At 59.4% G+C, this 13,684-nt stretch carries 17 protein-coding genes; 8 read left to right on the plus strand and 9 right to left on the minus strand.

The annotated features are described in order from the left end of the window. Window positions 1–40: 40 nt before the first annotated feature. The 9 genes from RCAS_RS09825 to RCAS_RS09865 all read right to left on the minus strand — a co-directional run bounded on the left by RCAS_RS09825 (window position 41) and on the right by RCAS_RS09865 (window position 5,786). Complete coding sequence (locus RCAS_RS09825) at window positions 41–628, minus strand: RNA polymerase sigma factor (RefSeq protein WP_012120430.1); 588 nt, start codon at window positions 626–628, stop codon at window positions 41–43. After that, window positions 621–1,376, minus strand: a complete 756-nt coding sequence (locus tag RCAS_RS09830) for a LuxR C-terminal-related transcriptional regulator (protein WP_041330543.1) — start codon at window positions 1,374–1,376, stop codon at window positions 621–623. The genes RCAS_RS09825 and RCAS_RS09830 overlap by 8 nt, the downstream gene beginning before the upstream one ends. 35 nt (window positions 1,377–1,411) lie before the next feature. Continuing rightward, window positions 1,412–1,675: a hypothetical protein gene (locus RCAS_RS09835; protein ID WP_012120432.1), complete on the minus strand. Its 264-nt coding sequence runs from the start codon at window positions 1,673–1,675 to the stop codon at window positions 1,412–1,414. A 445-nt stretch (window positions 1,676–2,120) separates the two neighbouring features. Next, window positions 2,121–2,420 carry a hypothetical protein gene (locus RCAS_RS09840; RefSeq protein ID WP_041330545.1) on the minus strand — a complete coding sequence of 100 codons (300 nt, stop codon included), beginning with the start codon at window positions 2,418–2,420 and terminating at the stop codon, window positions 2,121–2,123. Beyond that, window positions 2,371–2,754: a HEPN domain-containing protein gene (locus RCAS_RS09845; RefSeq protein ID WP_012120434.1), complete on the minus strand. Its 384-nt coding sequence runs from the start codon at window positions 2,752–2,754 to the stop codon at window positions 2,371–2,373. The genes RCAS_RS09840 and RCAS_RS09845 overlap by 50 nt, the downstream gene beginning before the upstream one ends. After that, window positions 2,738–3,088, minus strand: a complete 351-nt coding sequence (locus RCAS_RS09850) for a nucleotidyltransferase domain-containing protein (RefSeq protein ID WP_012120435.1) — start codon at window positions 3,086–3,088, stop codon at window positions 2,738–2,740. The genes RCAS_RS09845 and RCAS_RS09850 overlap by 17 nt, the downstream gene beginning before the upstream one ends. A 313-nt stretch (window positions 3,089–3,401) precedes the next feature. Continuing rightward, entirely contained in the window at window positions 3,402–3,665 is a 264-nt protein-coding gene (locus tag RCAS_RS09855; protein WP_012120432.1) for a hypothetical protein, read from the minus strand. A 445-nt stretch (window positions 3,666–4,110) separates the two neighbouring features. Continuing rightward, a complete protein-coding gene (locus RCAS_RS09860) occupies window positions 4,111–5,163 on the minus strand; it encodes a hypothetical protein (RefSeq protein ID WP_041330547.1) in 1,053 nt (350 codons plus the stop codon). A gap of 14 nt (window positions 5,164–5,177) precedes the next feature. Then, a complete protein-coding gene (locus tag RCAS_RS09865; protein WP_012120438.1) occupies window positions 5,178–5,786 on the minus strand; it encodes a hypothetical protein in 609 nt (202 codons plus the stop codon). A gap of 303 nt (window positions 5,787–6,089) precedes the next feature. Between RCAS_RS09865 and RCAS_RS09870 the strand changes: the two genes are divergently transcribed. From RCAS_RS09870 to RCAS_RS09900, 8 genes are all read left to right on the plus strand, one after another. Next, window positions 6,090–6,704 carry a response regulator transcription factor gene (locus tag RCAS_RS09870; protein WP_012120439.1) on the plus strand — a complete coding sequence of 205 codons (615 nt, stop codon included), beginning with the start codon at window positions 6,090–6,092 and terminating at the stop codon, window positions 6,702–6,704. Further along, window positions 6,701–7,228 (plus strand): hypothetical protein, encoded by a 528-nt coding sequence (locus RCAS_RS09875; protein WP_012120440.1) that lies wholly within the window; start codon window positions 6,701–6,703, stop codon window positions 7,226–7,228. The genes RCAS_RS09870 and RCAS_RS09875 overlap by 4 nt, the downstream gene beginning before the upstream one ends. A gap of 543 nt (window positions 7,229–7,771) precedes the next feature. Further along, on the plus strand, window positions 7,772–8,050 hold the full coding sequence (locus RCAS_RS09880) for a hypothetical protein (protein ID WP_012120442.1): 279 nt from the start codon (window positions 7,772–7,774) through the stop codon (window positions 8,048–8,050). Further along, window positions 8,051–8,899 (plus strand): hypothetical protein, encoded by an 849-nt coding sequence (locus RCAS_RS09885; protein ID WP_012120443.1) that lies wholly within the window; start codon window positions 8,051–8,053, stop codon window positions 8,897–8,899. 12 nt (window positions 8,900–8,911) lie between these two features. Next, entirely contained in the window at window positions 8,912–9,160 is a 249-nt protein-coding gene (locus RCAS_RS26205) for an ATP-binding cassette domain-containing protein (protein WP_083760298.1), read from the plus strand. 71 nt (window positions 9,161–9,231) lie between these two features. Continuing rightward, the gene (locus RCAS_RS23915) at window positions 9,232–9,567 is read left to right on the plus strand and encodes an ATP-binding cassette domain-containing protein (RefSeq protein WP_157042607.1); all 336 of its coding nucleotides are present in this window, start codon (window positions 9,232–9,234) and stop codon (window positions 9,565–9,567) included. Window positions 9,568–9,920: 353 nt separating this feature from the next. Further along, window positions 9,921–11,708: an ATP-binding protein gene (locus tag RCAS_RS09895; protein WP_012120444.1), complete on the plus strand. Its 1,788-nt coding sequence runs from the start codon at window positions 9,921–9,923 to the stop codon at window positions 11,706–11,708. 590 nt (window positions 11,709–12,298) lie between these two features. Continuing rightward, entirely contained in the window at window positions 12,299–13,594 is a 1,296-nt protein-coding gene (locus RCAS_RS09900) for a glycoside hydrolase family 1 protein (RefSeq protein ID WP_012120445.1), read from the plus strand. The last annotated feature ends 90 nt before the right edge of the window (window positions 13,595–13,684 follow it).

The raw sequence follows: 13,684 nt of genomic DNA on the forward strand, positions 1-13,684 counted from the left end.
GCTTTATCTCCTTGTCATCATAAAAATAGTTATGCAACCGTCATTTGTCCGCTTCTGAGCGTGTCGTCAGCGGGTGAAGCGGAGCGAGGATCCCGCGGAGTCGTTCTCGTGCTGCGTGCAGACGCGACTTGATCGTCCCTGGCGGGCAATCCATGCTGTTGGCCATCTCGGCTTCGCTCAACCCAAGGTAGTAACGCTGCACAATCAACGCTCGCTGAATGGGCGAGAGTGCGAGTAGCGCAGCACGAACAGCCTCGCGCGTTTCAGCCTGTTCCGCATCCGTATCAGGACCTGCGTGCGGGTCAGCCAGGCGTTCAAGCAGCGCGCTCGCCTCATCCCCGGTCATCCGCTCGAGCGAAATGCGCCGCGTCTGACGGGAGGCTGCTTTGACCGCGTCGTTGACAACGCTGCGTAGAAACCAGGGACCGAACGGGCGCCTGGCGTCAAACTGGTCAATCCGCTCGTATGCTCGCAGAAAGGCGCTTTGTACAATGTCCTCAGCAAGATCGCGGTCGTGAGCGACAAGGTAGGCTGCGCGGACTGCTCGCACGTAATAGGCCCGGACCAGCGCTTCCAATCCGCTGATATCGCCACGCTGAAGCCTGGCGATCGCTTCCCGTTCATCCATATCCATCCTTTCTGCACGGTAAGTGTAAGAGCGCGCTCTGGATGTAGTATCCCTGAGGTGACCTGAAGGTTCGTTTCCGGGATGGAAGGGTGCTTCGCCTGCGATCTCTACCAGGAGATGAAGAGATGGCGCGTTGCGCGCGTGGCGCGACGCAGCAGCGAAAGGGGCAGGTCTGCGACATGTTCCTCCAGAGGCGGTCAGATGGATGCCCCGTGCGGCGCAGCCAGCAGTTCCCGCCGTCCCCAGGAGTACAGGATGGCGGCACTGCGTCCCGGCAGCCGCAGTTTGCGGTACACCTCCGTCCCAGGTTGGCGATGCGGCGCGCCGACAGGCGCAGGTCCTGCGCGATCTGTTGGTTGGTCCGTCCGTGGGCGATGGCGCGCAAGACCGCGCGCTCAGCAGGCGTCAGCGGCGAAGCGTGCGGCGGGGTCAGACGGGCGCGGCGACCGGCGGCCGCGTCGATCAGCGCGCGCTCGAGCGCCGGGAGACGGCACTGACTCGCCCGCAGGATCGCCGGTCGGAACTCCCACAGGTCGTCCCAGTACTCCGGGCAGGGGTTGTGCGTGACGACCACCACTTGACGGTGCGCCAGCGCTGCGGCGGGGAGCGTGCGCAGCGCATAGCCGAAGGGCGCGTCCAGCATTGCCAGCAGCGGCGCGTCGGGGTTGTGGCGCCAGCCGCGTTGCTGCAGCAAGGTGAGGAGCGCCTGTTGCAGGTCGGGGATGCCGCACCGGAGCGCAACGTCCATTGCCGGCGCAGACGAAGGATGACTGAAACATACCGTCAGGACAGAAACCACAGCAACGTGACGAAGAGAGATGTCATACTCAGCACGACAGCGGACGCAGCATACCGGGATGAGGCGATAAACGCGCGCGATGATGTTATCACTATCGATCCTGACACACAAGTGGACAGCAGCAGACCGATCCAGAAGACGTAGAAGCCCTTCCTTTCGTGCAACGCATAGGTAAGCGCTAGTGTGATCGACTGGATCAGGCATGCCAGCGCTGCAAGTCCGAAGTACGCCTTATCACGGGTGATCATCACAAGCCTCCTTTCCACGAGAACATCCGTTTCGTACACTCTATAGCAGGACGTTGAGTCACATCTGTTGCTGCTATTTGAGATACAGATTGAGATGCTGGCGGACAGAGTCGACTCCTCCGGCTAATCCCGCTCCGCTGTCTCCAAGGCAGAGGTATACGTCGGCGCTTGCAATGTTTCCGCGTCCGCTCATGCCTCCGAGCGTCACCTGATAGTATGATAGCATTGCATCAACCAGTGTGACGCCCGCAAAGTTTCTCAAGCGCCAGGCGGCGCATCATGGGTATACGCATAAGCGTCTCCTTTCGTGACTATCCTGTATCATTCCCTTCTGATCCTGGCACGGCGCTATCGGGGCGTCTATCGGGGAACTACCCTTAATCGAGGAGAGTCTTTGCGTGCGGGGAAGGAGTGCAGACGACGGGATTGGCGCGATCTGCGCCTCCTATCCGCGCAATGGGATGCGGAACCGTTCGAGGAGCTGCGCCTCATCAGTCAACACCCGAACGTCGAACGGAAGCGGGTCCGCCGCGACCGTCAAGAGAAACCCGCGATCGTGCACCACCGGCGCCATCTCGCGTCCGTCGCGCAGCCGGATGGACAGCGCCGCCGCGCGCGGATCGACCAGACGCCCGGCGATCACCCAAACGTGATACGGAGCGTCGATGAGATCAACGCCGCCTATGCGATACAGGTCATCGGACGAGCGAGAGAACGATGATGCGTACCCGTTCAGCGAGCGCAATCGCCTCCTGAAGGGTCGCCAAATCGGGCCAGAAGTCGGGATCATACCGCATCTGCACGGCGTAAGGGGTCAACTGCGTCAGCTCGACCTCCATAAAGTCAACCGTCGGGTAGAGCGCTTTGCAACGGTGCGCTAACTCTTCGAGGTTATGCGTGAAGGGAATTGGCTGTCCGGCAAACGCCAACAATCCTTTGAGATACTTTTCCGCTGCCTGCTGCGCGTGAAAACAGGCCGTGTCATAGGGACCGTTACTCGTTGCGATCAGGCGTGCAGCAGCCAGATCGCTATCGCCTTTGCGCAACCAGCCGCGCGCCAGATCAAGGACATCGCTCATACAGGACCCTTCCCTCGCGCAGCGCGGTCGTAATGAATGCGTGTGGAACGTTCGCCCACTGTGCCACCTCATCGGGCGTCCAGACGACAACATCTTTTGCGGGAAACAATCCGATCAACGCGCTCAGGTAACGTGCTGATCGCCTGTAGCGCGGCAGGCGGGACTCTTCGATGATGAGCAGATCAATGTCGCTATCAGAGCGGGCATCGCCCCGCGCGCGCGATCCGAACAGAATAATTTTGATCGGATCGCCGACAGCGCAGATCCGCGCCACGATTTCCCGCAACAGCGCATCAGTCACCGGGGGATATGTCTGCGGATACTGGACGATCATATACGCTTTCAGAAATAAACACGACCCTGCAAGGGCGCCCTTTCCGAAGAAATTATAGACGACCGGCGCCATGTTCTGCAATCATCAGGCAAAGACCGCGAGTCGGGCAGGTTCCCGTACCAAAACTCTTGAGGTCGGATGAAGGGCGCATAGCCGAAGGGCGCGTCCAGCATTGCCAGCAGCGGCGCGTCGGGGTTGTGGCGCCAGCCGCGTTGCTGCAGCAAGGTGAGGAGCGCCTGTTGCAGGTCGGGGATGCCGCACCGGAGCGCAGCGTCCATTGCCGGCGCAGACGAAGGATGACTGAAACATACCGTCAGGACAGAAACCACAGCAACGTGACGAAGAGAGATGTCATACTCAGCACGACAGCGGACGCAGCATACCGGGATGAGGCGATAAACGCGCGCGATGATGTTATCACTATCGATCCTGACACACAAGTGGACAGCAGCAGACCGATCCAGAAGACGTAGAAGCCCTTCCTTTCGTGCAACGCATAGGTAAGCGCTAGTGTGATCGACTGGATCAGGCATGCCAGCGCTGCAAGTCCGAAGTACGCCTTATCACGGGTGATCATCACAAGCCTCCTTTCCACGAGAACATCCGTTTCGTACACTCTATAGCAGGACGTTGAGTCACATCTGTTGCTGCTATTTGAGATACAGATTGAGATGCTGGCGGACAGAGTCGACTCCTCCGGCTAATCCCGCTCCGCTGTCTCCAAGGCAGAGGTATACGTCGGCGCTTGCAATGTTTCCGCGTCCGCTCATGCCTCCGAGCGTCACCTGATAGTATGATAGCATTGCATCAACCAGTGTGACGCCCGCAAAGTTTCTCAAGCGCCAGGCGGCGCATCATGGGTATACGCATAAGCGTCTCCTTTCGTGACTATCCTGTATCATTCCCTTCTGATCCTGGCACGGCGCTATCGGGGCGTCTATCGGGGAACTACCCTTAATCGAGGAGAGTCTTTGCGTGCGGGGAAGGAGTGCAGACGACGGGATTGGCGCGATCTGCGCCTCCTATCCGCGCAATGGGATGCGGAACCGTTCGAGGAGCTGCGCCTCATCAGTCAACACCCGAACGTCGAACGGAAGCGGGTCCGCCGCGACCGTCAAGAGAAACCCGCGATCGTGCACCACCGGCGCCATCTCGCGTCCGTCGCGCAGCCGGATGGACAGCGCCGCCGCGCGCGGATCGACTAGACGCCCGGCGATCACCCACCACCCACAGAAGACCCCGGTGTGCAGGTCAATTGTGCGGTTGGGTGAGGGTGTTCCCTCCGTCGTCTGGATTCTCAGGACGGACCATTGATTGGCGATAAAGGGAGCGACAAGCGCGAAGCCTATCACCGTGACGCGGCGCAGCCATGTCCGCGTCTGACCGGCGAGCGCCACAATCTTGCTCTGCCCCCAACTATCCACTTCTCCTAGCACGGACACCGGATCACGCGACCAGAGCGGCACTATGACTCGCGCACGCAGTTGAGCGCGAAAGCGCGTTACAGCGGTGCTGACCCACGGCGGGTGACCGTCGGAATCTGGCGGAATGTGACCAGGCGGCTGGTCTGTCCAGGCGGATGGAACCTGCTCCGGAACGCGGAACTGCTCGAGAATCTGCGTATCGCCAGTCAGCACGCGCACCTCGATCGGGAGGGGAAAGGCGTCGGCAAGGAGCAGAAAGCCGTGATCGCGCATCACCGGCGTCATCTCGCGTCCATCGCGCAGCCGGATGGACAGCGCCGTTGCGCGCGGATCAACCAGACGCCCGGCGATCACCCATTGCCCGCACACGAACAATGCGGCCATGACGGTAATCGCGCCGCCTGGTGAACGCTGTTCCGCCCCCGTCGTCGCCTCGACCAGCAGCCATCCTCCTGGCTGCCGGTCCGACGGGGTCAGCAGCGCCACGCCGCATAGAGGCGCCGCGTCGCCCTCCGGCTCCGTCCCAAACCAGAGGGCGACAAGCACGCTCCGTCCGGGACCGGGAATCTCCAGCGCCTGCACTGGAGCGCGTAGCGGCAGCGCAGCGCGGGTGCGCATATGGTCAATGATGATGCGAATGCGTTCGTTCATAGTTAACATTCGTTCTAATCGACATACTGCGTATCTTCCGGCTGGAGACCGTAACATTCGGTTCCATCACCAAGAACGACTCGTAATCGGGATAAAACACCTTTGTATGTACCAGCACCCCAATCAGCCACAGATCGCCACTCTGTTCGTCCCCATGAGGTGCTGATTCGATGATCAACGCCAGAATCCCGCGTCTTTTCGTAGAAAAAGCCGAGGAATCCCTGTTGATAGAGAATCCAGGTCCATTCTTGCTCTATCATTGACCCTCGTATTGAAGTAGCCCCATAATCGAGTCTGACCAGGAGATTTCCATCGTCATAGATGTCCATCGTTGCAGAACCACAGTTGCCGACTCGGGTATCCTGCGGACTTGTTCCATCAGATCGACTCTGTTGATATATCAGAAGCGCTTCATCATAAGAATTAGCCGTAACCAGTGGCATAACGACGTGAACATGCGGGATGCTCTCGCCAACCCGGACCGTCCGTTGTTCCCCGTTGATTGGAACCGTCACGGTTGGCTCAGGCTGCGGTGATTGGGCGACTGCCGGGGCAGGAACGACGAGGAGCAGCGAGACGATCAGCGCCATCAGCGCCAGGCGGCGCAGCATGGGTATACGCATAAGCGTCTCCTTTCGTGACTATCCTGTATCATTCCCTTCTGATTCTAGCACGGCGCTATCGGGGCGTCTATCGGGGAACTACCCTTAATCGAGGAGAGTCTTTGCGTGCGGGGAAGGAGTGCAGACGACGGGATTGGCGCGATCTGCGCCTCCTATCCGCGCAATGGGATGCGGAACCGTTCGAGGAGCTGCGCCTCATCAGTCAACACCCGAACGTCGAACGGAAGCGGGTCCGCCGCGACCGTCAAGAGAAACCCGCGATCGTGCACCACCGGCGCCATCTCGCGTCCGTCGCGCAGCCGGATGGACAGCGCCGCCGCGCGCGGATCGACCAGACGCCCGGCGGCGGAAGCGGGAACGGCGGCAGAGGCGCTGGCGCGTCTGGCAGCCGAGCGTCCGGCAGTGGCGGTAATCGACGTCCAGTTGGGCGACGGCTGCGGGATCGACCTTGGGCGCCGCATCGTGGCGCAGACGCCGTGCGCAGTGGTGCTGCTGACCGCGTTCGACTGGGATGTCTATCTGGTGCAGGCATGGGAGGCGGGCGCGGCGGCGTTTATCGCCAAGAGCGCTGAGACCGAGGCGCTGGTCGCGGCGATCTGGAAAGCGGCTGACGGCGAACGCGCCTTCAGCGACGCGCAGCGGGCGCGCATCGCCGCCTGGCGGCGCGACGTAGCAGGGCGCCTGGCGCTGCTGAGCGACCGCGAATACGCCGTGCTGCGCCTGCTGGCGGAGGGCGCGACCAATCGAGAGATCGCCGCAGAGCTGGGGCTGGCGGTCAAGACGGTCGAAGCGCACGTCCACGGGGTGCTGCACAAACTGCGCCAGTCATCGCGGCGCGCGGTGCAGGTTTGGGCGCAGCAGCACCGGATTATCGCATATGGGAGACCGGATGCGCAGCAGAGCCGATCCTCGGAATGAAATATGCAGTTGACCCCAAATTAAGTTATCTTTTGTCGAAGATGTTTGCGTGTGCAGTAGCGGGAGGTCTGGCAATCACGCTGCCTTTCGTTGTCATGTATGGCTATACGAGTCTCTCTCTCCCCCGAGGTCTTCCTTCGCCGGAACAATCACGCATCGTGTCCGACGCCCGGGCATTGGGACCATTCGGGGCGCTCTACCGGGAGGCGCCTGATGCGTATATCTGGAGCCTGCTGGGACTCATATTCATCTTCGGTGTGACCTACGCTATCTTTGGTCTCTCACTCTCTGCGCTGACTGAGAACAGGTATATCATTCTATCAACGCCATTCCTGATGTGTAATGTCCTTCATTTTATCCTTTCCGTCCTTGGCTTGCCGCAATGGTCACCGGGAGTTGCATTCGTTCCCCACTGGATCGACAACGTAGGCTGGATACACATCATCTCCAGTCTGAGTCTCGTGCTGCTCTCGAGTTTTATTTTGATTGGTAGAATGTCTCATTCGCTGCGATCAAACGTATGAATGTGCTGATCAGATTTGTTGTGATTGACTTAATCCAGCACATCTTCACTAAGAGATGGCTGCTCATCATTCCCGTTGTAGCAGTTGTCGCTTACTTCACGACGATGACTCTCCATCATCACAAAGATGGTAGTATCTACACGATTAACGTCTGGGATGCTTTGTTCAATACATTCGGCAATCCGAACAATATATTCTACTGTTTCAATCCGATATTTCTGTACTTCGTAAGTGATTTTCTGCCAGAGTCGGCGATAGGCGAGTCTATGCTGCTACGCCTCGGATCACGCAGGATATGGTGGGCTGGTAAGGTTATCGGTTTATCGATAGCTGCTTTTATTTATATTTTACTGCTAGTTTTGGGATCTTTCGTTCTTTTTGGTTCCACCTTTCAATGGAGCGATGGATGGAGTTCATTTGCCGTTAATAATTCATCAGATATATATAGTACGAGAAATCACACATGATCGTCCATACTTTGTCTTTCTTTGCCTTTTATCGCTGCTTTTTCTCGGATGGGTTTCACTGGGAGTACTTGTCCTTTTGGGCATTCTTGCTTTCAAATCGGCGCGATGGGGCTTCTCTATCGGTCTTGCCATCAATCTGGCGGGGCTTATCATTCACCGTTCTGAGATGTCCGGCGTCTGGACCTACATATCAATCGGCAACCATTTGCTGCTTACTTATCATTCCTTCAGTGATAGCACATCTCATTATCCTGCGCTGATGCTCTCGTATGCGTACTGGGGGGTCTGGATCGTCGTCGTATTCATTGCAGGCATGTATCTGGCTTGCTATCAGGATTTTGTTCGGAGGTCCTGAGTGGTTGGCAGAATGTTCCGCACCATTTTCTGGAATATGCTCGCAATCGTGCGTCTGCGATATGTCATTTTTACTCTGGCGTTCTTCTTGTTCTTGGGTTTCGTTAGCGCCCGTGAAGCGAGCGAGAGGGCGGTTCTGGACACTGGATCGGATCGAACCACAGTGTGGGACGCTCTTTTTGTGGCTTTTGCCGGTCCAGGGCTGCGAGACACCTCGCTGGTCCGAATGCTCGGATGGTTTCTTCCCCACCTGATTGTATGCGCTATGGTCGGCGATAAAGTCTGGCGAGACCTTTCCCAACATAACCCGGTATTTGTCGTGCGAGTCGGCTTGCGACTACACTGGTGGTTAGCTCAAGTTATCAGTGTTGTTCTGGCAACTATCGCCTATACTGTTCTGGCAATGGCGGTTGTTCTGACCATTGCAGGATCGACGCTGGAATGGTCACATCCATTTGATACGTCACTGGTTGTCACGGAAGCCCTGGAACGTCCTTTGTATGCTAACGCTGCCAACATCACGTTGTGGATGACTCTTCTGCTGATGACCACGTTTTGCACTTTCACCATCTGGCAGACGACGCTCTCGCTTATCACCCGTCTGCCAACTGTCATAACCGGCGCTTTGGCGCTCATACTGGCGTTTTCGTGGATTCTCGGCATCGACAGAAAATCCCTTGTTCCCTGGCTGCCAGGATCGCAATCGATGATTCTGCGCCATGATTTGTTCGCGCCGGACGTTGCGGGATTTTCACTCGTCTGGTCGCTGGTCTACAACGGAATCGCAATACTGGCGGCGGTATTCATCGGTCTGTTCTATACGATCAATATGGATTTTCTCGGTGAATAAGGAGCGTCTGCGATGACGGGCAATCCATACAGCCCTGCAATAGCACTGGAAGATGTTGTAAAGCATTTTGGGGATCAACCGGTGCTCAATGGGGTCAATCTGGTCGTTCCCCAGGGCGTCGTGTATGGAATCAGCGGGCATAACGGCGCCGGAAAAAGCATGTTGCTGCGCATTATTTCGGGTTTGGTTCGACCGACTGCGGGTCAGGTTCGGGTGTTTGGCGCCGCTCTATCGGCAGCGATGTCGAATTTCCGTCGATGACCGGCGTGATGATTGATAGACCCGGTTTTCTTCCGTAGTACAGCGGATTGCGCAATCTCCAACTCCTTGCGATGATTCGGAACCAGATCAGCCAGGATGAGATTGCGGCAGTCATGCAGCGCGTAGGGCTCGACTCAACGTACCGGCGACCAGTGCGCACCTATTCGATGGGAATGCGCCAGCGGCTTGGTCTGGCGCAGGCTATCATGGAATGTCCGCGCCTGTTGCTGCTCGATGAGCCGACGAATGCCATCGACCCCGATGGTCGCCAGAGCATCTATGCGTTGTTACGGGAATTGCGGGCGGAAGGCATAACGATTCTGTTGACCAGCCACAGCGCCGAGGAGTTGAACGCGCTCTGTGACAGCGTCTTCGTGATACGCAACGGCGCCCTGGCGCCGGCTTGAATTGCCAGTCGCCTGCCAGCAAACATACCGGATGCATCATTTGTAACGCGCCAGTACGTGGCATTGCGGCGCTGCGCCATTGTGGTGCGCCGTAGTAATGCAACGGCGCTACGGGTGACGTACCCTTCCCTCGTTACCCGTCCCACCTGCCACAGGCGACGTTCAACGTGCGCGCGCCCGCAGCGTTTGGGGGCGCGCCCCTACTTGCACCACATGCGGGCGGGACCCCACCTTCCACCCTCGCCTCTCGCGCCTCGTTTCTCTCTGGAAAATCCTTGCCGTTTCCCTCTTGATCTCTGCGCCAGAGGCTGCTATACTGCGAACAGGTGTTTAGCATTTCTGTTCGGAGTGTCATGCGACCGCTTCGCGAAACCCGAGAGGCGCTCAGCCTGCGTTCGACTGCTGCGTCGTCGGTTGCCGCGCCGATTGCGGTGATCGGCAGCCCCAACTCCACCACCCACTTCACCGTCGATATTCTCGAAACTGCGCGCGACCGCGCGCTCGACCACGCCTGGGTCGTCTTTGAAGTCACCGAACGGTTCAATGGCAAAGCGTATCGCAAACGCGCGCTCTGTCAGTTGGGCGGAATCGTCACGCGCAACCGCTGGCACGAGGACCCGGTGATCCGTGCGGTGATCAAGCGCCAGGGCGCGCTTCCTGCGCTTTCCGGCGAGAGCGATCTGACGGCGGCGCAACTTTCGGCGCTTGGCGTCTTTCTGCTCGATGAACAGGGGCGCGTGGTGCGCCGCACGACCCTCTCGACCCCGCCGCCGTCGGGGACGCTGGTCTACCCGGCGGACGCTGCTACGCTTCAGGACCTGGTGCATACTGAGCCGGGAATTTTCTATGCCGGGCAGTCGCCGGGGGATGGGTTGCCGGTGCCGCTCACGCTGCGCCACTTTGGTCCGACCGAACAGGGTGGGTTTGGCGAGGCGGTGATGCTCGGCATCTTCGGGCAGACGCGCAGCGGCAAGTCGATCCTGGCGGCGCAACTGCTCGCCGGATTTGCTGCCAACCCGCATATGGGCATTCTGGTGATTGATCCACAGGGTGAGTTTGGGCGCGACCGCTTCGCCGCAGGCGACCATCGCGTTGATTTCAGCATCCGTCGCCTGCTCGCCGGTCTGCGCCGGCGCCGTGAGGTGATCACGCTGACAACCGATGATGTGGCGATGGAAGGCGCGGAGGCGTTCACCGAATTGCTGCGCCGCGCCGGCTTTTTCGACAGCCTGGGGTTCAAGGGCGCCAACAAGGAACGCGAAGCTGCCGAACGGTTGGCGGGCATGCTCGCCGAACTGGCCGACTCCTCTGGTCGGCGCCGTCCTATCCGCGACCTGACAGCCGCCGATCTCCCGCTGCTCGTCAAAGACCTGGCGCGCTTCGCCGATGTGATCTATGCCACCCGTCCGGGGACTGTGCCGGGGGAAGGGCAACGCGCCGCCGATGTGCTGGCGCGCTATCACCTCGATGAAGCGCGCCTGCGCCGCCTCTGGGACGAGACGCTGCGCCGCTTCCGCACCGAACCGGACAGGCGCCAGCCGCTGTCGCAGGTGATCCAGCAGGTGCTGGCGGATCACGCAATTGTTATTCTGTCGTTCGCCCAGGAAAATGTCGCTGAGACGCCTTATTTCTTGTTGAACGAAATCTTGACCCGTTTGCGCCAGGTGATCCATCGCTCGTTCCAGGACGGGCGCGCCTCGAATGCGCTGGTGCTGCTCGATGAGGCGCATCTGTTCGCCGGGGAGCATGCTGACGACACTGGCGATGGCGCGCGCACTCGCTCCTTGCTGGCGCAGAGCATTCGTATGACCGGCAAGTATGGCGTGGGCTGGATGTTCATTACTCAGACGCTCCACGACTTTGATAAGACTATTCTGCGACAGTTGCAGGTCAAAATCTTCGGGCAGGGGTTCAAACTTGGCGCCGACCGCGAGTATGTCGAGACTGAACTGGGGAGAGAGGGGTTTGCTCGCTACTGTTCCCTCCCCGATCCGAAGCGCACCGGACGCTACACCTTCATGGTCACCGGTCCAATCGTGGCGCTCGGCAGTCTGGGAACACCACTCGTGCTCCAGGGCTTCCGTAGCGTCGATGATCTCATGCGCGCGAATGGACATGTGTTTGATGTGGGTGGGGCGTAAGGCGCGAGGCAAGCAGCGCGAGACGTGTGGCATGATGCGGAAATGTGCGCGACCGTCGAGGTCTCCGTCGGGCATCCGGGTGCGCCAATGACGCCGCCCGTGCATCACCCCTCGTTTCCTGGCGATGTGTCGTCGGACCTCCCAAGGGTCTCGATAGGCGTGAGGCGGCAGGGATGAAGGAAGTTAGAATGGGGACCTGACCCGACCGACGTTCAAGGGCGGACCGCACGCATGAGCATAGCGGGCATGCATGGCGGTGGGATGCGCCGTTTTACCCTCACCCCCCGCCTCTCTCCCGCGCACGGGAGAGGGGAGACCGGCGCCGCGCGCGCGGCCGTCCGACGGTGGGAGTGCCGGTGTTCCCTCGGGTGTTCTGTCCACCCTTAAACCGACCAACGCAGGGAGTGTTGTCGGTGCGCCCTATAGAGAAAGTTCCCGCGTTTGTGCGTGAGATGACCAAAGCAGGGCTTTGTTCGGAACATTCATACCCGCGCGGATGCTGCACCCGGCACAACCCCCACGCTCCCGAGAAAAGTGCGCCGGTGGTATACTTTGAGAAAGAAAAACGGCAAGGATGGCATATCAGACATATGACGATCCAGTACGATATTGGTCTTTCCACCCACACCCGCCAGCACATCCGCTTGCCTGAACCGCTCCGCTTCCCGCCAGGCTTTCTATGGGGAACCGCCACCAGCGCGCATCAGGTTGAAGGGCAGAATACCAATAACCAGTGGTGGGTTTGGGAGCAGCAAGGGCGCTGTTGGCATGGTGACGTTTCCGGTGATGCCTGTGGTTGGTGGCGCGACGCTGAAGGCGACCTGGATCGAGCCGCTGCGCTTGGCACAAACGCCCATCGTATGTCTATCGAATGGAGTCGCATCGAGCCGGAAGAAGGACGCTTCGACCGTCGCGCGATCCGCCGCTATCGCAACATCATCGGCGGCATCATCAGGCGCGGGATGACGCCGATGATTACGCTCCACCATTTCACCAATCCGCTCTGGATCGAGGCGCGAGGCGCATGGTTGAACCCGGCAACGCCCAGACGGTTTGCGCAATTCGTCGCGTATGCAGTCGAAGAATTGGGCGATCTCTGTAATCTCTGGTGCACCGTCAACGAACCGACGGTCTACGCGGCGTTGAGTTATCTCCAGGGTGTCTGGCCCCCTGGACGGCGCAATATTATCCAGGCGTTGCGGGTCTTCGCCAATTTGATGCGCGGGCACGAACTAGCGGCGCAGACGGTGCGCAAGCAGCATCCGGCGCACCGTGTTGGCATTGTGCATCACAAGCGGGTCCTTGATCCGGCTTCGCCTGCCGGTCACGATGTGCTGACGACGGTGATGTATGATTATCTGGTCAATGGACTGGTGTTGCGGCGGCTGCGCGAAACGTCCGATTTCTTCGGGCTGAATTACTATAGCCGCGATCACATCGCCTTTGACCTGCGCCGTCCGTACCATCTGTTCATTCGCCGCTTCACGCCGCCGCACTTTGAGCAGAGCGACGCGGGCATGGAGGGCGCGTTTGGCGAAATCTATCCCAACGGTCTGTACCGCGCGCTCAAACGGGTCTACCGCTGGCTGAAACTACCGATCTATGTGACCGAAACCGGTCTGCCGGATGCGGACGATAATCAGCGCCCGCGCTTTCTGCTCAATCACCTGGAATCGGTGCATCGCGCGATCCAGGAGGGTGTCGATGTGCGTGGCGTCTTCGTCTGGTCGCTGGTGGATAATTTTGAGTGGGCAGAGGGATGGGGGCTGCGCTTCGGACTGTATGCGCTCGATGAGCGCACCGGTGAGCGGCGGATGCGTCCTTCCGCTGCGCTCTACGCGATCATCACCCGCGCAAATGCGATTCCTGCGCCGGGGGCGTTGTGAGGGGAGAGGGGAGAGGCGAGAGGCGAGAGGGATGAGGCGAGAGGCGAGAGGGGTGAGGCAAGAGGCGAGAGGGATGAGGCGAGAGGGGTG

It is taken from the genome of Roseiflexus castenholzii DSM 13941 (assembly GCF_000017805.1).
GTDB lineage: Bacteria > Chloroflexota > Chloroflexia > Chloroflexales > Roseiflexaceae > Roseiflexus > Roseiflexus castenholzii.

Excerpts from the sequence above, each read along its gene's own strand:
- RCAS_RS09825 (WP_012120430.1), bottom strand. The coding sequence starts at position 628 with ATGGATGAACGGGAAGCGATCGCCAGGCTTCAGCGTGGCGATATCAGC.
- RCAS_RS09830 (WP_041330543.1), bottom strand. The coding sequence starts at position 1,376 with ATGGACGTTGCGCTCCGGTGCGGCATCCCCGACCTGCAACAGGCGCTC.
- RCAS_RS09835 (WP_012120432.1), bottom strand. The coding sequence starts at position 1,675 with ATGATCACCCGTGATAAGGCGTACTTCGGACTTGCAGCGCTGGCATGC.
- RCAS_RS09845 (WP_012120434.1), bottom strand. The coding sequence starts at position 2,754 with ATGAGCGATGTCCTTGATCTGGCGCGCGGCTGGTTGCGCAAAGGCGAT.
- RCAS_RS09850 (WP_012120435.1), bottom strand. The coding sequence starts at position 3,088 with ATGATCGTCCAGTATCCGCAGACATATCCCCCGGTGACTGATGCGCTG.
- RCAS_RS09855 (WP_012120432.1), bottom strand. The coding sequence starts at position 3,665 with ATGATCACCCGTGATAAGGCGTACTTCGGACTTGCAGCGCTGGCATGC.
- RCAS_RS09860 (WP_041330547.1), bottom strand. The coding sequence starts at position 5,163 with ATGAACGAACGCATTCGCATCATCATTGACCATATGCGCACCCGCGCT.
- RCAS_RS09865 (WP_012120438.1), bottom strand. The coding sequence starts at position 5,786 with ATGCGTATACCCATGCTGCGCCGCCTGGCGCTGATGGCGCTGATCGTC.
- RCAS_RS09870 (WP_012120439.1), top strand. The coding sequence starts at position 6,090 with ATGGACAGCGCCGCCGCGCGCGGATCGACCAGACGCCCGGCGGCGGAA.
- RCAS_RS09875 (WP_012120440.1), top strand. The coding sequence starts at position 6,701 with ATGAAATATGCAGTTGACCCCAAATTAAGTTATCTTTTGTCGAAGATG.
- RCAS_RS26205 (WP_083760298.1), top strand. The coding sequence starts at position 8,912 with ATGACGGGCAATCCATACAGCCCTGCAATAGCACTGGAAGATGTTGTA.
- RCAS_RS23915 (WP_157042607.1), top strand. The coding sequence starts at position 9,232 with ATGATTCGGAACCAGATCAGCCAGGATGAGATTGCGGCAGTCATGCAG.
- RCAS_RS09895 (WP_012120444.1), top strand. The coding sequence starts at position 9,921 with ATGCGACCGCTTCGCGAAACCCGAGAGGCGCTCAGCCTGCGTTCGACT.
- RCAS_RS09900 (WP_012120445.1), top strand. The coding sequence starts at position 12,299 with ATGACGATCCAGTACGATATTGGTCTTTCCACCCACACCCGCCAGCAC.